General features: G+C 36.6%; 23 protein-coding genes and 1 other annotated feature. Of the genes, 11 read left to right on the forward strand and 12 right to left on the reverse strand.

Going from position 1 to position 19415, the window contains the following annotated elements:
• Nucleotides 1-3: 3 nt before the first annotated feature.
• From ACTNEP_RS05755 to ACTNEP_RS05775, 5 genes are all read left to right on the forward strand, one after another.
• Nucleotides 4-480: a Na+/H+ antiporter subunit E gene (locus ACTNEP_RS05755; protein ID WP_441160780.1), complete on the forward strand. Its 477-nt coding sequence runs from the start codon at nt 4-6 to the stop codon at nt 478-480.
• Entirely contained in the window at nt 477-767 is a 291-nt protein-coding gene (locus ACTNEP_RS05760) for a Na(+)/H(+) antiporter subunit F1 (RefSeq protein WP_441160781.1), read from the forward strand. The genes ACTNEP_RS05755 and ACTNEP_RS05760 overlap by 4 nt, the downstream gene beginning before the upstream one ends.
• Complete coding sequence (mnhG, locus tag ACTNEP_RS05765; protein WP_441160782.1) at nt 748-1122, forward strand: monovalent cation/H(+) antiporter subunit G; 375 nt, start codon at nt 748-750, stop codon at nt 1120-1122. The genes ACTNEP_RS05760 and mnhG overlap by 20 nt, the downstream gene beginning before the upstream one ends.
• Nucleotides 1123-1378: 256 nt before the next feature.
• A complete protein-coding gene (sigK, locus tag ACTNEP_RS05770; RefSeq protein ID WP_441160783.1) occupies nt 1379-2077 on the forward strand; it encodes an RNA polymerase sporulation sigma factor SigK in 699 nt (232 codons plus the stop codon).
• Complete coding sequence (locus ACTNEP_RS05775) at nt 2078-2164, forward strand: IS3 family transposase (protein ID WP_441161106.1); 87 nt, start codon at nt 2078-2080, stop codon at nt 2162-2164.
• Nucleotides 2165-2207: 43 nt separating this feature from the next.
• Here the strand turns inward: ACTNEP_RS05775 and mtnN are convergent, their stop codons facing one another.
• A complete protein-coding gene (mtnN, locus tag ACTNEP_RS05780; protein ID WP_441160784.1) occupies nt 2208-2903 on the reverse strand; it encodes a 5'-methylthioadenosine/S-adenosylhomocysteine nucleosidase in 696 nt (231 codons plus the stop codon).
• Between the two features lie 31 nt (nt 2904-2934).
• Nucleotides 2935-3594, reverse strand: coding sequence for a YrrS family protein (locus tag ACTNEP_RS05785; protein ID WP_441160785.1), 660 nt, complete (start codon nt 3592-3594; stop codon nt 2935-2937).
• A gap of 169 nt (nt 3595-3763) precedes the next feature.
• Here ACTNEP_RS05785 and ACTNEP_RS05790 point away from each other — a divergent pair, with 169 nt between their 5' ends.
• Nucleotides 3764-3988, forward strand: coding sequence for a KTSC domain-containing protein (locus tag ACTNEP_RS05790; RefSeq protein WP_441160786.1), 225 nt, complete (start codon nt 3764-3766; stop codon nt 3986-3988).
• Between the two features lie 77 nt (nt 3989-4065).
• Here ACTNEP_RS05790 and greA read toward each other — a convergent pair whose 3' ends face one another.
• From greA to ACTNEP_RS05840, 10 genes are all read right to left on the reverse strand, one after another.
• On the reverse strand, nt 4066-4542 hold the full coding sequence (gene greA, locus ACTNEP_RS05795; RefSeq protein ID WP_441160787.1) for a transcription elongation factor GreA: 477 nt from the start codon (nt 4540-4542) through the stop codon (nt 4066-4068).
• Between the two features lie 219 nt (nt 4543-4761).
• On the reverse strand, nt 4762-5391 hold the full coding sequence (gene udk / locus ACTNEP_RS05800) for a uridine kinase (RefSeq protein WP_441160788.1): 630 nt from the start codon (nt 5389-5391) through the stop codon (nt 4762-4764).
• A gap of 20 nt (nt 5392-5411) precedes the next feature.
• Nucleotides 5412-6050, reverse strand: a complete 639-nt coding sequence (locus tag ACTNEP_RS05805) for an O-methyltransferase (protein ID WP_441160790.1) — start codon at nt 6048-6050, stop codon at nt 5412-5414.
• Between the two features lie 54 nt (nt 6051-6104).
• Nucleotides 6105-7253 (reverse strand): endolytic transglycosylase MltG, encoded by a 1149-nt coding sequence (mltG, locus tag ACTNEP_RS05810; protein WP_441160791.1) that lies wholly within the window; start codon nt 7251-7253, stop codon nt 6105-6107.
• A gap of 259 nt (nt 7254-7512) precedes the next feature.
• Nucleotides 7513-7800 carry a DUF1292 domain-containing protein gene (locus tag ACTNEP_RS05815; RefSeq protein WP_441160792.1) on the reverse strand — a complete coding sequence of 96 codons (288 nt, stop codon included), beginning with the start codon at nt 7798-7800 and terminating at the stop codon, nt 7513-7515.
• A 13-nt stretch (nt 7801-7813) separates the two neighbouring features.
• Complete coding sequence (gene ruvX / locus ACTNEP_RS05820; protein WP_441160793.1) at nt 7814-8233, reverse strand: Holliday junction resolvase RuvX; 420 nt, start codon at nt 8231-8233, stop codon at nt 7814-7816.
• Nucleotides 8230-8496: an IreB family regulatory phosphoprotein gene (locus tag ACTNEP_RS05825; RefSeq protein ID WP_441160795.1), complete on the reverse strand. Its 267-nt coding sequence runs from the start codon at nt 8494-8496 to the stop codon at nt 8230-8232. The genes ruvX and ACTNEP_RS05825 overlap by 4 nt, the downstream gene beginning before the upstream one ends.
• A gap of 74 nt (nt 8497-8570) precedes the next feature.
• Nucleotides 8571-11207: an alanine--tRNA ligase gene (gene alaS, locus ACTNEP_RS05830; protein ID WP_441161107.1), complete on the reverse strand. Its 2637-nt coding sequence runs from the start codon at nt 11205-11207 to the stop codon at nt 8571-8573.
• A 66-nt stretch (nt 11208-11273) separates the two neighbouring features.
• Nucleotides 11274-11480: a binding site (T-box leader), on the reverse strand.
• Nucleotides 11481-11518: 38 nt separating this feature from the next.
• The gene (locus ACTNEP_RS05835; protein WP_441160797.1) at nt 11519-12592 is read right to left on the reverse strand and encodes an AI-2E family transporter; all 1074 of its coding nucleotides are present in this window, start codon (nt 12590-12592) and stop codon (nt 11519-11521) included.
• On the reverse strand, nt 12592-12780 hold the full coding sequence (locus tag ACTNEP_RS05840) for a hypothetical protein (protein ID WP_441160799.1): 189 nt from the start codon (nt 12778-12780) through the stop codon (nt 12592-12594). The genes ACTNEP_RS05835 and ACTNEP_RS05840 overlap by 1 nt, the downstream gene beginning before the upstream one ends.
• 569 nt (nt 12781-13349) lie before the next feature.
• Here ACTNEP_RS05840 and ACTNEP_RS05845 point away from each other — a divergent pair.
• Genes ACTNEP_RS05845 through ACTNEP_RS05865 form a run of 5 tightly spaced genes read left to right on the forward strand, consistent with a single transcriptional unit; the run spans nt 13350 to nt 18287 of the window.
• Complete coding sequence (locus ACTNEP_RS05845) at nt 13350-14111, forward strand: IclR family transcriptional regulator (RefSeq protein ID WP_441160800.1); 762 nt, start codon at nt 13350-13352, stop codon at nt 14109-14111.
• On the forward strand, nt 14112-15065 hold the full coding sequence (locus ACTNEP_RS05850; protein WP_441160802.1) for a sugar kinase: 954 nt from the start codon (nt 14112-14114) through the stop codon (nt 15063-15065).
• Between the two features lie 11 nt (nt 15066-15076).
• Complete coding sequence (locus tag ACTNEP_RS05855; RefSeq protein ID WP_441160803.1) at nt 15077-15706, forward strand: bifunctional 4-hydroxy-2-oxoglutarate aldolase/2-dehydro-3-deoxy-phosphogluconate aldolase; 630 nt, start codon at nt 15077-15079, stop codon at nt 15704-15706.
• Nucleotides 15707-15754: 48 nt separating this feature from the next.
• Nucleotides 15755-16903 carry a galactonate dehydratase gene (gene dgoD / locus ACTNEP_RS05860; protein WP_441160805.1) on the forward strand — a complete coding sequence of 383 codons (1149 nt, stop codon included), beginning with the start codon at nt 15755-15757 and terminating at the stop codon, nt 16901-16903.
• Nucleotides 16904-16928: 25 nt separating this feature from the next.
• On the forward strand, nt 16929-18287 hold the full coding sequence (locus tag ACTNEP_RS05865; RefSeq protein ID WP_441160806.1) for a GntP family permease: 1359 nt from the start codon (nt 16929-16931) through the stop codon (nt 18285-18287).
• The last annotated feature ends 1128 nt before the right edge of the window (nt 18288-19415 follow it).

Raw genomic sequence — 19415 nt, forward strand, 5'->3', positions numbered from 1 at the left:
ATTATGCCTCTTCAAATAATCTTAAACTTAATTATCGCGATCATGTGGATGTTTTTGGGTGAGACATATACATTTGTATCATTCCTGAGCGGGTATATAATCGGGGCATTGCTGTTATTCATGTTAAGAAGATTTATTCCAGATGCGTTTTATTTGGGACGCTTCTGGAATATGATTAAACTCGTGTTCCTTTTTATAAAAGAATTATTAATTTCTAATATTGACATTGTAAGATGGGTATATAAGCCAAAAAAAGATTATAAACCTGGTATTTTTGCTTTACCTACTGATTTAAAAAGTAACTGGGAAATTACGATGTTAACTTCTTTAATCTCGCTCACGCCTGGTACGCTTTCAGTAGCTGTTTCAGAGAATAATGATACTATCTATATTCATGCAATGGATATTGATGATAATGAAACAGCAATTGAAGCAATTAAAACGACATTTGAAAAAGCAATTATGGAGGTGACAAGATGAATGAACTCATCGAAATGATTACTGTTATCTGTATGATTGTCATCACCATATCAATTTCCTTACTTTTATATCGGGTTGTCAAGGGACCTACAAACCCAGACAGAGCTGTAGCACTTGACGCGATAGGAATTAACTTGATGGGTATGGCTGGTCTAGTTGCTATTATGCTTGTCACTACTCGTTTAAACGATGTTATTTTATTAATTGGTATCTTATTATTCATCGGAACCATTGCGTTAGCAAAATATTTAGAAAAGGGTGTTATCATTGACAGGGACAACGATTGAATTCATCATGCAAATTATTGTCATTTTGTTTCTTGTAATTGGAACATTTTTTGTATTATCGGCCTCTATCGGTGTGATTCGCTTCCCGGATGTGTACACTCGCTTACACGCTTCTACTAAAGCAGCAACGTTAGGAATTTCCGGTATTATGCTTGGGGCATTTATCTTTTTATATGTGGAGCATGGAATCGTAAGTGGTAAATTAATTTTAGGGATTATTTTTATCCTGATTACTGCCCCTGTTTCTGCTCATATGATTGGCCGATCTGCCCATGCAACTGGTGTAAAACCATGGGCACATGATGGCAATACAAGAGATTCATATGCTGAAGCTTTAAAAAACAAAGAAAATTAGTTGTGCTTTGTGATCTTTAACAGGTCACAAAGCTTTTTTATTGTTAAAAAGGATAGATGAGGCACCAGATCGATAAGGCAAAATATTAATCATTCAATGTAGTGAGGAAGGTTGAAATTTCCACTGATAACATCTATCTGCATCAAGCAAAGTAAGTTTAGCTAATGAAAATATAACTTGGACATATGACACAATGGACAAACGTTCGGCATAGGATGAAATATGGGCGAATACCTACTGTCTAGGAGGTGTCATATTGTCAATATTATTAGGCATTTTAGCGATGATTAAAGAAGCTTTATTCTTCGTTGCCTATGTAAAAAATAACACTTTTCCACAACCACTCCCAGCAGATGAAGAAGCCGAAATGATTAAGAAAATGCAAGAAGGCGATGAATATGCACGTAATAAACTAATTGAACACAACTTACGATTAGTAGCACACATCGTAAAAAAATTTGAGAATACCGGCGAAGATTCTGAAGACTTAATTTCGATTGGCACCATTGGCCTTATAAAAGGCATAGAGAGCTATTCCAGTGGGAAAGGAACTAAATTAGCCACATATGCTGCAAGATGTATAGAAAACGAAATATTAATGCATCTACGAGCTATGAAGAAAACAAAAAAGGATGTGTCGTTACAAGATCCGATTGGTCAGGACAAAGAAGGTAATGAGATCAGTCTAATTGATATTTTAGAAGCGGAGAATGAAGATATTACAGAGGCAATTCAATTGCATATGGAATTAAAAAAGATTCAAAAATACTTACGTGTGTTGGATCAACGGGAGAAAGAAGTAATAATTGACCGTTTTGGTTTAGGGAAGACCGATCAATTAACACAACGAGAAATTGCCAAAAAATTAAATATTTCGCGTAGTTATGTCTCAAGAATCGAGAAAAGAGCTTTAATGAAAGTCTTTCATGAGTATTATCGTAATGAACTAAAATAGCTGTCTAAACGAATAAAAGTAAAATTGGCTGGTTTGAGTCCCATACAATACCGAACTCAAACCAGCCAAATCTGCTATATAATTTAAAAAACTTTGTGGTGTCACCACCATATTGGACAGCAGTTTTATCTTAGTTATTCGTATTTTTTACTACATCTATAATTAAGTTGGCAGCATTGGTTGCTGCTTTTTTCAAGAATGCATCAAAAGAAACAGAAGAATCCTTACCTGCAATATCAGATAGCGCACGAATAATGACAAATGGCCTTGCATACTGGTAGCAGACCTGGGCAATGGAAGCAGCTTCCATTTCAGCAGCTATCATCTGTGGAAATTTCTCTCGTACAAATTTTACTTTTGCTTCATCTTGCATAAATGAGTCTCCTGTACTAATCAAACCTTTCATGGCTTCTATTCCCTCTAATTTTTTAGCAGCGAGCATTGCTTTTTCAATTAAGATTGGATTTGCTTGAAAAGTCGGCGGTAGTCCAGGAACTTGGCCATAGTCATAATCAAATGCAGTTACATCCACATCATTGTGGACGACCTCTGTTGATACGACAATATCCCCTACTTCTAAATCTTGATGAAAACCACCAGCAGAGCCAGTGTTAATGACAAAGTCTGGTTGATATCTTTCGAAAAGAATCGTAGTCGCAATCGCTGCATTAACTTTTCCGATTCCAGACTTTAATAAAACTACTTCCTTACCTTCTAATTCCCCAACAAAAAAATCACTATCAGCAACTTTTTCCTTTTCGGTAATTTTCATTCTTTCTTTCAACAGCTCTACTTCTTCATCCATTGCGCCGATAATACCTATCATGTGTACTCCTCCTATTTGCTTTGTTTCTTTACTATTGATGTTCATTTTCGATTAGTTCTTCTACTAGCACAGGCTGCCAGCCTTGTTCTTCCACCCAATTTAAGGTCACTCTATACGTATCATCCTGGTTAGACTGATGGGAAACCGTTACTTCTACACTTTGCTCTCCAGCACGACCTACCCACCATGTAATTTGTTCGTCAGTCGGAATCTCTGTAGCCACTTCGACCGCCTGCATCATTTCCTGCCAATCAACGGAGTCTTTTTCAAAAGTTGTAGTATGAGGCTCTTCTTGCTCTGTACCAATCGGTTGCCAGTTACCTTCATATGCTGACCGGACATTTTCATCATCTGATTCTACTTCATTAACTTGAACACTCTCGTTACTTTCCTGATCTTCATCTTCCTCTGTTTCGATTTCTCTTACTTCAAGTTCTTCCTGTTCAGCATCTTCTTCCTGTAATGAAGGGTTTTGTGGTTGTTCACCCAATGCAAATTCATCTATATTGTTTTGTTCTTCTTCGTCAGTTGCTTCTGGAGTTTCCTGATCATCTCCTCCAAAAACAAATAGAGCAATAATGATCACTACTAAAACTCCACCAAAAATACTTAACCATGTTATAGCCTTCGTATTTGTTCTTTTCTTCTCATATCTGTTTTTTCTTGTAATTCTTCCAAAATCATCTGCCATTATTCCACCCTCCTATTCGTCATTATACTAAAAATAAGAACCCTTCACCATGACAAGCCCTAATTTTAGGAAATTCGATCGATTTTTTTCTTTTTTTGTCATACTTGCAGGAGTTTGTCCATATATATGGAATATATTATATTGAAAGAAAATGTAAGGAGCGTGTGCTATGTTGAGAACGACTACGTTTGATCGTAATCTATGGGAACTAACAACCTTTGAATCGATTAGCTATGATAAGGAAAATCAGGTCTTATTTATTCATTTTCTCGATGACACTACGCTACAATTTAATTCTGTATCTGAAGAGCTTGTCTTTCAATTTATACTCGAAAAGAATAAAGAATATTTCATTGAAAGAGAATTAAAACCATTATTAATGTCTACAAAATGAAAATTATTTAGCTTAGAGATCTTTCTTTTCAACAAAAATGGATGTCTCATTTTAAGACATCCATTTTTTCCTACAGCTTACTGAACACTAATAATTTTAACATTCATATCACCGGCTGGTGTCGGAACTACCACTTCTTCTCCGATTGAACGACCTAGTAGGCTTTTTGCTATTGGTGAATCATTAGAAATTTTTCCTTCAAATGGATCTGCTTCTGCACTTCCAACAATTGTATAGCTTTCCTCTTCCCCGTCTGGCAGTTCTTGAAATGTAATAGTTCTGCCTAAAGATACCACGTCAGGGTTTTCATCTTCATTTTTAATAATGACGGCATTTCGAATCATATTCTCAACTTGTACAATTCGGGATTCAACAAAAGCTTGTTCATCTTTAGCAGCATCGTATTCCGAATTCTCGGACAAATCACCAAAATCTCTAGCGATTTTAATACGTTCCACAACCTCTTGTCTTCTTTCTGTCTTTAAATATTCCAATTCTTCTTCAAGTTTTTTTAAGCCTTCTTCTGTCATGTAAAACTCTTTTTCTTCAGCCATAATCCTACACTCCTTCTATCTACTGCTATGAATGCCTAAGCAAATACCATTTACATTTGGTTGATATTCGATCAAAAATAGCCTTCATAGCATATATCATTATGTAAATGCTTTATTTACTAACCACTACTATCTCAAATTTTTTTAAATTTTTCAATAGTTTTATTTGTAGTATTTTAGCAAATGCATGGATTACCTAAATAATCCATGCAAGTAAAATTATTCAAGTTCCAATATTTTTTCAATTTTAGTCGCTAATAAATCAATTGCTACAACATTTTGCCCACCTTCTGGAATGATAACATCCGCATATCTTTTAGTAGGCTCGATAAATTGCAAATGAGCTGGGCGGACTGTTTGAATATATTGGTTGATAACAGAGTCGATCGAACGTCCTCGTTCATTAATATCCCGTAATAGGCGGCGAATAATACGCAAATCTGGATCTGTATCAACAAAAACTTTAATATCCATTAATTCCATTAACCTTGGATCATCCAAGATTAAAATTCCCTCAATAATAATAACATCTTTTGGTTCAATTGGGATGACATTATCAGATCTTGTATGCATCGTATAATCATATACTGGTTTTTCTACTGGTTGAAGCTTTAATAACTGTTTAATGTGTTCAATTAACAGATCATTATCAAATGCTAACGGATGATCATAGTTTGTTTGTAGCCTTTCTTCCATTGGAACATCCGATTGATCTTTATAATAATAATCTTGTTCAATAACAAGAACAGATTGATCTTTAAATCGATTTTGAATAGCTTTTGTAACGGATGTCTTACCGGATCCAGATCCACCTGCCACTCCTATAATTACTGGTTTCTTCTTACTCATGTTGTTGTGCACCTCTACTTTTACTTTTTGATACTTATTGCGACACCGTCACCAAGAGGTAAAATAGTAGTATCATATGACGGATGTTGCAATAACCATTGATTATATTGATCGATCTTTTTCGCAAGGTTTTGTAATCTTTTTGGCGCTTCATCGGGGTTTACGACCAATCCTCTAAATAGAACGTTATCTGTTACGATGACACCATTATTAGTAAGTGATTGCTGATATTTTTCAAAAAAGCGACGATATTGTCCTTTTGCTGCATCTATAAAAATCATTTGATATGGTCCTTTTGCTATCACTTCTTCTTCTACCTCTGTAGCATCTCCAAAAATGACATCAATTTGTTCCTGCTTATTTTGCGCTTTAATATTTAACATTGCTCGGTCATACATTTCCTTATTTCTTTCTACCGATACTATTTCAGCATCAGGTTGTGCTTCTAACATTCTTAAAGCAGAGTAACCGATGGCAGTTCCAATTTCAAGTATTTTAGTCGGCTTATGAAGACGTATTAATTGTTGTAATAAGGAAATACCTTGTTTGTCCATAATAGGAACTTCATTTTCTTCCGCTTCTCTCTCTAATTGTTGAATCCAATCGACTTGTTTTGACGTTATTCTATTCAGATATTCGATAATATCTGTATCGTGCATTATTGTCATTCCCTTCTTAACAGGGCAAAAGCAGGGTAACTGCCCCTGCTTTTACTATTGATTATGAATATATTGATCTTCAAAGTTTTGATGTTCTTCATAAGTTGTTGAATAATGTACGTTGCCATCTGAATCAGCTAAAAAATATAAATAATTGTTTTCGCCAGGTTCTAATACAGCAGTTAATGAACTTTCTCCAAAATTAGCAATAGGACCAATTGGTAATCCGTCCACTTGATACGTATTATATGGTGAATCTATTTCATAATGATCATACGTTAATCTTGAGATATGCTCACCATGAGCATAAATGACTGTTGGATCAGTTTGTAATCTCATTCCCTCATCGATTCGATTATAAAACACACCTGCAATTTCTCTTCTGTCCTCTTCTGTAGGTGCTTCTTCCTCTACTAAAGAGGCAAATGTAATCACTTCATGTATCGAGAAATCTAATGCCTGTATCTGGTCATTATAGGGACTTAAAACAGTATTTGTTTTATTTAACATTTGTGTAATGATCTCTTCAATAGTAGGATTATCCGTATAAAACTCATATGTTGCTGGGAATAAATAGCCTTCTAATGGATAGATAATATCTTCTGCTAAAATCTCTTCCGTTAAGATATCGGGATATTCATTGATCAATTCTTCTATATACGGACGATCTACCATTTTTTCTAAAAATTCTTCGCTATCAATAGCAGCATGTTCTTCATAGATTGATGCTATTTGTTCGATATTTCTTCCTTCAGGTATCGTGACTCGTAGTTGAGGCTCTTGCTGAAGTGAACCAGTTTCCAGTTCTGAAGTAATTTCCGCTAACGTCATCGAAGGGGATAAACTATATTCCCCAGCCTGAAAGTCGGAAGCATTATTAAATTTAACATAAAAGCGATAAATTAAACTATTTGCAATAATACCTTCATCTTCCAAAATAGCAGCTATATCTGAACTTGAAGAACCTAAGGGTATGGTGATGTCAATGGTTTCTTCATTATTCGGATCCACAGGTGATACGCCTTTTTCTACGAATTTATAGGCACTGTAGCCTCCTAATATGATTATCCCTGTTAATATAATGAGTACAAAGAAGATAATTTTCCGGGCAATACTTGCTTCTTTTGCACGCTCTTGTGAGATTTCTTTATATGTAAGTTTCTTTTTTTGATTTTTGTTCTTCTCTTCGTTTTCATTACTCATTTAGGTCTCCCCTTTCACCCGGTATATTATACTACAAATTTCGCAAAAGGGAAACATAACAAAAAGTGTGTTACGAAATCGTAAAAAACTGTTACATACTATTTTATGAATAAACAGCTAGGAATTTCGGCATTGAGAACGTTCAACTAACATACATAAAACATACTAATTTTCCACTATACTTCCCCATCGAAAACACCCCGAAAGTTAGATTTTTCACTCTAACATTCGAGGTGCAGTAACCTGGTCTTGTTTTATTTTATTCAGCTAGATCGTCATTCTCTGCTACTGTATTGAGTACTTCTTCCACCATATCCCATTCGTCGTCTGATTCAATATGGAATAACGCAAGGTCATCGTCATTCTCCTTTTCCTCATAACGGAATGCGAACACTTCTACTTCTTCATCTTCTTTTTGTTCCGCTGGTACTACTGCCACGTATGATTGTTCTGTTTGGTCGACGTCAAATGTAAACAGTACTTCAAACAAGTGCTCTTCACCATTATCATCCGGAATGATAATTCGTTCTTTTTCTTCTAATGCCATTAGTAATCCTCCTTTATGGTTGACTATTCAAATAACCTTGCAAAATCATGACAGCTGCCATCTTGTCAATCACTTTCTTCCTTTTAGAGCGGCTCATATCTGCCTCTAATAGCACTTTCTCGGCAGCCATCGTTGTGAGTCGCTCATCCCAAAGAATCACATCTAACGAAAATGCATCTTCGATAAACTTTGCAAAGTCTTGAGAGGCTTCACCTCTAAAGCCGATTGAACCATCCATATTTTTGGGTAAGCCAATAACGACTTTTTCTATAGTATGTTCATCGATCAGTTGTTTAAACGTATCTTTTACTGAATCGTAATCTGGTTCCTGCCAATGAATCGTTGTTAATCCTTGTGCAGTCCAGCCAAGTGCATCACTGACCGCTACTCCGATCGTTTTTGTTCCTACATCAAGTCCTAATACTTTTGTCATTTCTTATTATTGGCGCTGATATAATACTTCACTAATTCTTCAATGATTTCATCGCGCTCAATTCTCCTTATCAAATTTCGTGCATCCTTATGTCGTGGAATATAAGCCGGGTCACCTGATAATAAATATCCAACAATTTGATTGATCGGATGATATCCTTTTTCCTCGAGCGCATTATGCACTAAAAGCAACACTTCCTCTACATTCTGCTCAACGGGCTCTTCAGAAAAATCAAATTTCATTGTCTTGTCCATTCCATCCATGGAAGCACCCCCAAATATAATTACAACGGATTGTATCTATCTATTATACCTTTTATTAATAAAAATTACCAAAATTATTGAACCTCTTGCGCATATTTTTTCACATAGGCAAGTGCATCTGCTAATTTCGTTGCATCTTTCCCACCTGCTTGTGCCATATCTGGACGGCCACCACCGCCACCACCACAAATCTTGGCAGTTTCTTTAATTAAATTTCCAGCATGGTATCCTTTGGCTACTAAATCTTTGGTAACTCCTGATGCTAACTGTACCTTGTCATTATTGACTGCCGCAAGCAAAATAATACCTGATTCTAACTTTTGTTTCATTTCATCTACCATTTGACGTAATTGATTCATATCGGATACATCTACTTTTTTAGCTAATACATTGATGCCATTTATCTCTTCGACATCGTCTAAGATCGATGACGCCTCTAATTGCGAAAGTTTTGCACGTAATGATTCGATTTGACGCTGTTGTTCCTTCATATCCTTAAACAACATTTCTAAACGTTCAGGTACTTGGTCTTCTTTTGTTTTCAATTGATTAGCCGCTGTTTGTAACAATTGATGCTTACCATTCACAAATTGATAGGCACTTTTGGCTGTCACAGCTTCGATTCTTCGTGTGCCGGCGCCGATGCCTGATTCTGAGACGATTTTAAATAAGCCGATTTCAGCAGAATTTTGAACATGGCAGCCCCCACACAATTCGATACTGTAATCCCCAATTTCAACAACTCGTACGATATCCCCATACTTTTCACCAAATAAAGCCATGGCCCCCATTGCTTTAGCTTCCTGAATGCCTTTATTACTAATAGAAACAGGAAGCGAGGCCCAGATTTTTTCGTTTACTTTTTGTTCAATCTCTGTCATTTCTTGTTCAGTTACTGCGCCGAAATGAGAGAAATCAAAGCGTAAACGATCACTTGCAACTAGTGAACCAGCTTGATTGACGTGATCACCTAAAACATCCTTTAACGCCTGATGCAACAAGTGTGTTGCCGTATGATTTTTAATAATATACTGGCGTGCTGTCTGGTCTACCTGTGCATGAACAGATTGCTCTTTTGTTAAAGATCCTTCCTTAATTAAAATACGATGAAGGTTTTGTCCATTTGGAGCTTTCTGAACATCTTGTACCTCTGCATAGCCACCATCAAAGGAAAGAATCCCCTTATCAGCAATCTGTCCTCCACTCTCTGCATAAAAAGGAGTTTCTGCTAAAATGACATATGCTTCATTTCCTGCTGTAACAGCCTCCACACGCTTTTTATTAGCTACTATTTCAAGGACTGTTGTTTCTGCTTGTAAAGAATCATATCCTACAAATGAACTTTCGGAAGTAATTTGATTTAATTCACCATCTTGGATTTGCATCGAATCGACTTTTTGACGTGCATTACGTGCTCTGTCACGCTGCTTCGTCATTTCTTGTTCGAAACCATCCTCATCAATCGCAAATCCAGCTTCACCTGCATATTCCTCTGTTAGCTCTTTAGGAAATCCGTACGTATCATAAAGACGGAATACTTCCTCACCCGGAAATACTTTATTTCCTTTTGCTTTTTCTTGAGCAATAATTTGGTGGAAAATTTGTAAGCCATCCTGTAATGTTTCATGAAAACGGTCTTCTTCCGTTTTTATCACATTCTGAATAAAGTCTGTTTTATTTTTTACTTCCGGATAGAAAGCTTCCATAATCGTACCGACTACAGGAACAAGCTGGTACATAAATGGCTTCTCAATTCCGATTTGTTTTGCATATCTAACCGCTCGCCGTAAGAGTCGGCGTAATACGTAGCCACGTCCCTCATTCGAAGGTAAAGCACCATCACTCACCGCAAACGTGACCGTTCGGATATGATCGGCAATAACCTTAAATGCCACATCAGCATCTTCATTCGTATTATAGGTAGTATTAGCAAGCTCTTCAGTTGCTTGAATAATAGGTAAGAATAAATCTGTTTCAAAATTTGTTTGTGTACCTTGAATCACGCTAACAAGACGTTCAAGTCCCATCCCTGTATCAATGTTTTTCTTTGGCAACGGTGTGTACGTATCGTCAGGATTATGGTTAAACTGCGAAAACACCAGATTCCAGATCTCTAAGTAGCGTTCATTTTCACCGCCAGGATACAATTCTGGATCATTTGCATCATTACCATAAGCTTCGCCACGGTCATAGAATATTTCGGTATTTGGCCCGCTTGGTCCTTCCCCAATATCCCAGAAATTCTCTTCTAGTCGAATAATGCGGTCTTCCGAAAGACCAATTTTATCACGCCAAAGCACATATGCTTCCTCATCTTCCGGGTGTACCGTAACAGATAATTTCTCCGGGTCAAACCCGATCCATTTGTCACTGGTTAGAAATTCCCAAGCATAGTCAATTGCTTCTTCTTTGAAATAATTGCCAATGGAGAAGTTGCCTAACATTTCAAAAAAAGTATGATGTCTTGCCGTATAACCTACATTGGTGATGTCATTCGTACGAATTGATTTTTGTGCATTCGTAATCCGCGGATTCTCTGGAACAACTCGACCATCAAAGTATTTTTTTAAAGTGGCAACACCACTATTGATCCATAATAATGTTGGATCATCTTTCGGTACTAAGGATGCACTTGGTTCCACTGCATGACCTTTTTCTTTAAAAAAGTCCAAAAACATTTGCCGTACTTGAGCAGATGTTAAATTATTCATCATTATTCGCCTCCGTTTAATTTGGTTTCTCTCAAAATATAAAAAACTCCCATCTCTGCCTATCATAGCAGGGACGAGAGTTATATCCGCGGTACCACCCTAATTACAGTCTAAGTGACTGTCACTTTGACATCTGTAACGGAGATGGAACCGGCAGGAATTAGCTGCACTCCAAACTAGCTTCCTGAATCAGAGCATTTAGAATTTCTTTCAGCCACGGAAATTCCTCTCTTAAAACGGTAATCCAGTACTAAGGTTTTTCTTCGTTTTCATTTATTTCACTTCGTTAGCATATTATAGATAACATTTGATTATCTGTCAATTGCTTTTACCTGTCTAATAATCAATGGGACGGCAACTCTGGCTACTGCAAGTAAGGGCACTGCTAAAATCATCCCAATAATGCCAGCTGTGTTTGCCGCAATAAATAATACCAAGATTAGATAAACAGGATGAATGTGTATACTTTTGCCTACTATAAACGGTGATAGTAAATTGCCTTCTGTTATTTGAACAGCTAAAACTACTAGAAGTACATAGAAGACCATTTTGGTTGACATCGTAAAGGCAATCAAAAGCGCAGGAATTGCTCCTATGATTGGTCCGAAGTATGGAATGAAATTAGTGAAACCAATAATGGTTGCTAATACGACTGCATAATTCATTCCAATTATTCGAAACAAGCAATAACTGATTAACCCAACGAAAAAACAGACTAATATTTGACCACGAATGTACTTTCCCAAGCTTTCTTCCATATCATGCGCAAGTCTCTTCGTAAAAGGTTGATATTTTAGTGGTACTATTTTCAAAATACTTCTCTGTAATTGTTGATAGTCCTTCAAAAAATAAAAGGCTAAAATGGGTATAACCGCTAGCATAACAAAAATATCGAACAACATCGGGATATTCCTAAGTAGATTGGTTATTTGTTCACCTAGTGTTGTTTCAATATTTTCAAAGAATTCATCTAAATTATCGTGAAATCCCTCAGGCAGAAATGAGGTTTGATCATAAATGCCATAAATAAAGGAACGATATGATTCTACGTATTGTGGAATATTTTGCTGCATTTCCTGAATTTGCTTCATCCACAGTGGGAAGGATATATAAATACCATAACCAGATACTCCAAAAAAAAGGAGATATATAAAAATAATAGCCAACGGTCGTGGAATGTGCAAACGATGGATTTTTTCAACGACTGGATGTAATAAATAAGCGATTAAACCGGCAACTAAAAAAGGCGCTAGTATCTGTAAAAGAACGATTAGCACATGCTTATAAAAAGGAAATAATATATACATTAAGTATAGAAACAAAACTGCCAGACAAAGAATAATCAATTGAAGAACGATACGAATTCTTGATTGATTGGACTTCATTACCTTTCTACACGTCTTTCCTCATCAGAAAATAAATCATCTAATGAGCTTAACGATCCGTCCATTTCTACTTCATGCAGATGCAGCATATTATTCTGGACAGATAATTCAATAAAGCAATCCCAGCAATAATATTGCTCGGGACCGATAATTCCGATATTCTTGCTGCGACAATTCGGACAAATCACTTACATTCCCTCACTTTTACATTTTTATTTTTCAGCCTTTCCTATTTGGAGGGAATTATACATAGGAATGCTAAAGAAATCCGTGAAAATCAGCAGTTGGATGAAAAGCACGTTTATCATCTTGTTGGAAGTGATCGAAACAGCTTCGAAAAATGTAAAACCACTCAAGATATGAGTTTTCTTATCGTTTTTTAATCAGCTCATAACTCCAAGTAGTAATGATTATTTTTTTCTACTATTTTTCGAACTTACTAACATTGCTAAATTACCCCAACCACAAAGAAACATTACTTTTCACTATTTTACCTCCTTAACCATCTTTTATATCTACGCCTTTACTTATCATTCTAATGCTAGCCCATTCACTTCTTCATTTAATATAACTCTTCACTACCTAATACCCATACTTAGGTGTGTAACAGAGACGAAAAATTATTTCTTTATTCCCTTACTCGAACGAAAAAAATGAAACGCTTTAATTTTATGGTTGATATTCTGCAAAAATCATGTTATATTTTTCGATAATCATATATAGGATTTTAAATCACATATGTGATGGAGGTGATGTGATGGCAGTTAAATCTGCAGAGCGTGTGCTAAGGATTTTTGAGCTTCTTAGTGTAAATACTGAAGGAATGACAATCAAAGAAATTAGTGAAACCCTACAATTTCCACAAAGCAGTACATCAGGCTTAATCAAAACACTGCTTAATGAAAATTACTTGTCTGTTAATCAGCAGAATCTATTTATTTTAGGGCCGAAACTCATTCCTGTTGGAAATGCGGCAGTGGAGTCACTGGATATATCTTCTTTAGGTCAGTCATCGTTAAAAAAATTAATGGAGGCAGTTGAAGAAACTGTATTTATGGCAGTATTAGCTGACCATGAACTTGTTTATGTTGCGAAGATTAATAGTAACCGTTCCATTAGAACCTCTGCTTACCCAGGCGGGCAAAAACCGCTATATTGTACAGGGCTCGGTAAGGCTTATCTTGCATTTATGAATGAAGCTAAACGCAATCATTACTTAAATACCACAGAATTGAAGGCGATTACTAAACAGACAATTACGGACAAAGAAGAATTAGTGAAACGACTCCAGGAATATAAACAACAAGGATATTCCATAGATAATGAGGAAAATGAAGATGGTCTTTATTGTTTAGCAGCTCCAGTATTTGATATGAAAGGTGATATTCAAGCTGCAATTAGTGTGGCAGGTCCTAAGGAGAGGATGCTTAGACAGAAAGCTAATATTTTGAAACATTTAAAGCAAACAGCAACAGAAATTTCAGCAAAACTGGGGTATGTGAATAAGGAAGGTGTTTAAATGGATGTGTTAAGTATTGGAGAGACAATGGTTCTGTTTTCTCCTAAGACAAGTGGACAATTGCGGTATGCAAACGAATTTACTGTACGAATTGCTGGTGCTGAAACAAATACGTTAATAGGTTTAGCAAAGCTCGGATATCAGACAAGCTGGATCAGCAGTGTAGGAGATGATGAGCTCGGCGCAAAAATTGTAAACGCTGTGCGTGGTGAGGGAGTTAACACAACCTATGTGAAACAAGATAAGGAAGCAGCTACTGGACTTTTCTTGAAAGAAAAAACAAATGCACAAACAAGTTCGATTTTTTATTATAGAAAAGACTCAGCTGCCAGTAGAATGACTCCGGAGGATATTGAAAACGTAGATGTCTCAGCTACTAAATATTTGTATATAACAGGAATTACTCCTGCTTTGAGTCCATCATGTGAAAAGATGATTTTTGCACTTCTTGATAAGGCAAAGCAGGAAAAGGTAACGGTTGTATTTGATCCCAATATAAGAAAGAAATTACTTGATAAAGACAGTGGAGCAGAATTATTGAAGAGAATCATTAGCTTATCTGATATTGTACTACCTGGAAAAGCGGAAGGCGACTTTTTATTTGACACGATGGATGCTTTAGAAATCAGCCAATATTGCAGGGATCTAGGAGCTGGTGTAGTCGTGGTTAAGCTGGGAGAAAAAGGAGCGTACTATGAAAATAGTGAAGAAAGTGGTTTTGTAGATGCTTATTCTGTTCCATATGTAGTTGATCCTGTTGGGGCAGGAGATGGTTTTGCTGCAGGACTTTTATCTGGTTTATTAGACAAAGTAACATGGAAAGATGCTGTACAACGCGCCTGTGCTATGGGAGCTTTAGTAACTCAGGTTGATGGTGATATAGAGGGGTTGCCAACAAGAAAGCAATTACTAGCATTTATGGAATCAACTATACAGGATGATGTAAACCGATAAGGAGGATATTTATGCATACACTTGAGGCAATTTATCAGCACAAAATTATTGCGATTATCCGCGGGGCTGAGAAAGAAGACTTATTACAAATTGGAAAGGCTTTAAAAGAAGGCGGTGTCCGTCTTATAGAGGTGACATTAAACTCTCCTCAGGCCATAGAAGGAATTAAAGACCTGAAGGAAGCATTTGGCGAAGAAATGAAAGTTGGCGCTGGAACTGTTCTCGACCCAGAGTCAGCAAAAACAGCTATTGATGCAGGAGCAGATTTTATTTTATCACCGACAATAAGCAAGGAAACAATTAAAATGACAAAGCGCTACGGAAAAGTGAGTATACCAGGTGCATTTACACCAACAGAAATATTGACAGCTTATGAAGAAGGTGCAGATTTGGTAAAAGTGTTTCCAGCAAGTATAGGGTCAGCTTATATAAAAGATATACGTGGACCTCTTAACCATATTCCATTAGTGCCAACTGGGGGAGTAAATAAAAAAAATATTGTTGAGTTCCAAAAGGCAGGAGCCGCAGCATTTGGAATAGGAAGCTCGCTTGTAAATACTAAGGAGAAAGTGAATAAAGCATATTTACGGGAATTAACAGAAAAAGCAAAAGATTTTATTCAGGCAGTAGCTGAAAAATAAAAGTTTCTTGAACAAGGAAAATGTAAAAGAAAAGGATGAGGAAAAGCGATGAAAATTACAAATTATGAACTATTTCAAGTACAACCAAGATGGTTATTTTTAAAAATAGAGACCGATGAAGGCATTACCGGCTGGGGAGAACCTGTTATTGAAGGAAAAGCTGCTACTGTGAAAGCTGCAGTTATGGAACTGATGGACTATTTAATAGGAAAAGATCCGCTACAGATAGAAGATCATTGGAATGTGATGTACCGCGGTGGATTTTATCGTGGAGGCCCTATTTTAATGAGTGCTATTTCAGGCATTGATCAGGCGCTTTGGGATATTAAAGGAAAATATTTAAATGTGCCTATCCACCAGCTGCTTGGCGGAAAAGCAAGAGAATCTATTAGGGTATATTCTTGGATTGGAGGAGATCGTCCATCTGACGTTGGAGCAGCTGCTAAGGAAGTCGTTGATAAAGGCTTTACAGCAATTAAAATGAATGGTACGGATGAACTGCAATACATTGATACACATGAAAAAGTTGATCGGGTCCTGGCGAATGTTTCAGCTATTCGTGATGCTGTAGGTCCTTATATAGGAATAGGAATTGATTTTCATGGACGGGTTCATAAACCAATGGCAAAGGTATTAGCGAAAGAACTGGAACAATTTCGACCTATGTTTATCGAAGAACCGGTATTACCAGAAAACAATGAAGCATTGCGTGAGATTGCCAATCATACAGTAATTCCAATAGCTACTGGCGAAAGAATGTATTCTAAATGGGATTTTAAAAATCTGTTAAAAGACGGGTATGCGGATATTATCCAGCCGGATTTATCTCATGCTGGTGGAATTACAGAAAACAAAAAAATCTTATCAATGGCAGAAGCGTTTGATGTAGCAGCAGCGCCACATTGTCCTTTAGGTCCAATAGCTTTAGCAGCTTGCTTACAAGTAGATGCCACATGTCATAATGCATTTATTCAAGAGCAAAGTCTAGGAATTCATTATAATCAAGGCTCTGACTTACTAGATTATTTAATAGATGATAGCGTATTCAAGTACAAAGATGGATATGTCGATATCCCTGATCGCCCTGGTTTGGGAATAGAAATCAATGAAGAACATGTTCGAAAGATGGCAGAAAAAGGACATAATTGGAAAAATCCGATTTGGCGTCACAAAGATAATAGTGTAGCTGAATGGTAGAGAACTGACAGAAGGAGGAACATATATGTCATCAACGGCTTTAATTTTAATCACAATTATAGGAATTGCTGTACTTTTATATTTAATAATGCACTCAAAAATGCAGGCGTTCCTGGCACTTTTAATCGCCAGTATCTTTATTGGTCTTTTTACAGGAATGGAACCGAGTTACTTACTGGAAGTAATGGAACAAGGTATGGGAGGTACTTTAGGATTTATTGCCATCGTGGTTGGACTTGGTGCCATGTTTGGCGAGGTGCTCCGCACATCCGGCGGTGCTGAGCGCCTAGCTTTTACGCTTGTTGATAAATTTGGTGAAAAGCGAGCACAATGGGCACTAGGTTTAACAGGTTTTATTGTGGCTATCCCAGTATTTTTAGATGTTGCTATAGTTATTCTCATACCGATACTTTATAGTTTGGCAATGCGTACAAAAAAATCATTGTTATACTATGGGATTCCGCTTCTGGCAGGATTGGCAGTAGCCCATGCCTTTATTCCGCCGACACCGGGTCCAATTGCAGTTGCATCCGTACTTGGTGTAGACTTAGGCTGGATGATGTTATTTGGTGTTATAGCCGGGATTCCAGCTATGATTCTAGCTGGACCAGTATTCGGTCGTTATATTGGAAATAAAGTTTTTGTTAACGTTCCTGAACATATTAAAGAGGAAGAAACGAGAAAAGAAATGGAGAACGGTGAGAAAAAATCTCTTCCAAGCTTTGGCTTAATTTGCTTTCTTGTTGTCTCTCCGCTCACTTTGATTCTGTTTAATACAGCAGGGGGTCTTTTATTAGAAGAAGGAACTTTTAAGGAAATTGTAACGTTTATTGGGCATCCATTTGTTGCATTAATTATCGCAACACTACTTTCTATATATTTTCTTGGTAAACGTCGCGGTGTCACAAAAAAGGAAATACATTCCCTTACTACTAAAGCGCTTGAGCCTGCAGGTATTGTTATCTTAATCACTGGAGCTGGAGGAGTTTTCAAAGAAATTCTGATCCAGAGTGGAGTTGGCGATGCAATGGGAGAAATAATGGCTTCTTCCGGTTTCCCGCTAGTACTCCTCGCGTTTCTGATTGCTACTTTTGTTCGTGTCGCTCAAGGTTCCGCTACAGTAGCAATGATTACAGCAGCAGGATTAGTCTCGCCTATTCTCGATATGGTTGATTTATCTCAGCCGATGCTGGCACTTATTGCTATTTCGATTGCTTGTGGGGCAACTGTTTTATCTCATGTAAATGATTCAGGTTTCTGGCTTGTTAACCGATTGTTAGCAATGACTGAAAAGGATACACTTAAATCTTGGACTGTTATGGAAACCATTATTGGTTTAGTTGGATTTATAGTTGTTTTTGGGATAAGCTTTTTCATTTCATAGTAGATGTAGGAATAAGAGGTTTATTGTTTTATAAAGTGCTCTCCTTATACAACAGGGAGAGCGTTTTCTTTTTGCTTTAATTTCCATATCCTTTATAAGAATGCAACCATTATACTTTAATAAAATCTACCTGTTCAGTAAACATCTATCGGCTTCATGATTTCGTATTTGTAATTATTTCATCAGTTTCTTAAAATTCTCTTCCTACTTCTCTCTACCAATTTAAAACTTCCCTTGACACTATTTGTCCGGCCAAGACTATCTGTTTTATCATTGTGTCCTTCTTTTCGCGACCAAGAGACAATAAGCCTATCCCCTCACTCCATATGTATGGGTTTACTATTACATCCTTGTACCTTTGACTAATTTCAGCTAAAATCTCTTTAAATTCCGTGGGATGGACACTTTTAAAATACCCTTCCATAAATGTGCCAAATCCATAATTACTCCATAAATTTATATTTCATTAGGCACCAAGTATCTATATTTTCAATGATCTCACTTGGAACTTATGCAATTTAAAATCTTTTAAATATTGCTCCATTTCTAACCCTCCGACTAATTTCTCGATTTCCTACAGTTCCTTATGCTAAACAGGTAGGATGCCCTCAACTCGTTAGCACCTACCCTTTGGTTGGACAGGAGAAGTATTATTAATGTTATTTCATCAATATCTCTTATAATTTATAGTACCTTCTATAATCATTTTACTTACCTTAATGTCTAACCTGTCGTCGATTAGTAATCAAGTGTTTTAGATGAACAAAATAAGCTTGACTTGTTGACGAGCATTCGAACAAGTATTGTGATACTATCAATAAGAATAATATATTGAGAAAATCTTCAAAGCATTTACTTATAAAATACGGTAAAGAATGTAAAGCTGAAGACTTTTGGTGATTTCAGGAGACATACAATAGGCTCTTCAACTTTATTGCGATAGTCTAAGCAAACAAAGTCCCCTGAAAATAAAGCGGGCAATTGGTTACAGTTCAGTACCTTCAAATAATCCAGAGTATATATCTATGGGAAAAACAGATATATTTTCCTTTTTACCCTTTCTACCATTGTTACTTTCAAAGCAGGAACGGTTTTAGCAAAAAAAAAAGAGATGGAATCCATCTCTTT

The organism is Gracilibacillus sp. HCP3S3_G5_2, assembly GCF_052063305.1.
Classification (GTDB): Bacteria; Bacillota; Bacilli; order Bacillales; family Amphibacillaceae; genus Gracilibacillus.

Coding starts and splice junctions, on each gene's coding strand:
- ACTNEP_RS05755 (WP_441160780.1), top strand. CDS start 4: ATGCCTCTTCAAATAATCTTAAACTTAATTATCGCGATCATGTGGATG.
- ACTNEP_RS05760 (WP_441160781.1), top strand. CDS start 477: ATGAATGAACTCATCGAAATGATTACTGTTATCTGTATGATTGTCATC.
- mtnN (WP_441160784.1), bottom strand. CDS start 2,903: ATGATAGGTATTATCGGCGCAATGGATGAAGAAGTAGAGCTGTTGAAA.
- ACTNEP_RS05785 (WP_441160785.1), bottom strand. CDS start 3,594: ATGGCAGATGATTTTGGAAGAATTACAAGAAAAAACAGATATGAGAAG.
- ACTNEP_RS05790 (WP_441160786.1), top strand. CDS start 3,764: ATGTTGAGAACGACTACGTTTGATCGTAATCTATGGGAACTAACAACC.
- greA (WP_441160787.1), bottom strand. CDS start 4,542: ATGGCTGAAGAAAAAGAGTTTTACATGACAGAAGAAGGCTTAAAAAAA.
- udk (WP_441160788.1), bottom strand. CDS start 5,391: ATGAGTAAGAAGAAACCAGTAATTATAGGAGTGGCAGGTGGATCTGGA.
- ACTNEP_RS05805 (WP_441160790.1), bottom strand. CDS start 6,050: ATGCACGATACAGATATTATCGAATATCTGAATAGAATAACGTCAAAA.
- mltG (WP_441160791.1), bottom strand. CDS start 7,253: ATGAGTAATGAAAACGAAGAGAAGAACAAAAATCAAAAAAAGAAACTT.
- ACTNEP_RS05815 (WP_441160792.1), bottom strand. CDS start 7,800: ATGGCATTAGAAGAAAAAGAACGAATTATCATTCCGGATGATAATGGT.
- ruvX (WP_441160793.1), bottom strand. CDS start 8,233: ATGACAAAAGTATTAGGACTTGATGTAGGAACAAAAACGATCGGAGTA.
- ACTNEP_RS05825 (WP_441160795.1), bottom strand. CDS start 8,496: ATGGATGGAATGGACAAGACAATGAAATTTGATTTTTCTGAAGAGCCC.
- alaS (WP_441161107.1), bottom strand. CDS start 11,207: ATGAATAATTTAACATCTGCTCAAGTACGGCAAATGTTTTTGGACTTT.
- ACTNEP_RS05835 (WP_441160797.1), bottom strand. CDS start 12,592: ATGAAGTCCAATCAATCAAGAATTCGTATCGTTCTTCAATTGATTATT.
- ACTNEP_RS05845 (WP_441160800.1), top strand. CDS start 13,350: ATGGCAGTTAAATCTGCAGAGCGTGTGCTAAGGATTTTTGAGCTTCTT.
- ACTNEP_RS05850 (WP_441160802.1), top strand. CDS start 14,112: ATGGATGTGTTAAGTATTGGAGAGACAATGGTTCTGTTTTCTCCTAAG.
- ACTNEP_RS05855 (WP_441160803.1), top strand. CDS start 15,077: ATGCATACACTTGAGGCAATTTATCAGCACAAAATTATTGCGATTATC.
- dgoD (WP_441160805.1), top strand. CDS start 15,755: ATGAAAATTACAAATTATGAACTATTTCAAGTACAACCAAGATGGTTA.
- ACTNEP_RS05865 (WP_441160806.1), top strand. CDS start 16,929: ATGTCATCAACGGCTTTAATTTTAATCACAATTATAGGAATTGCTGTA.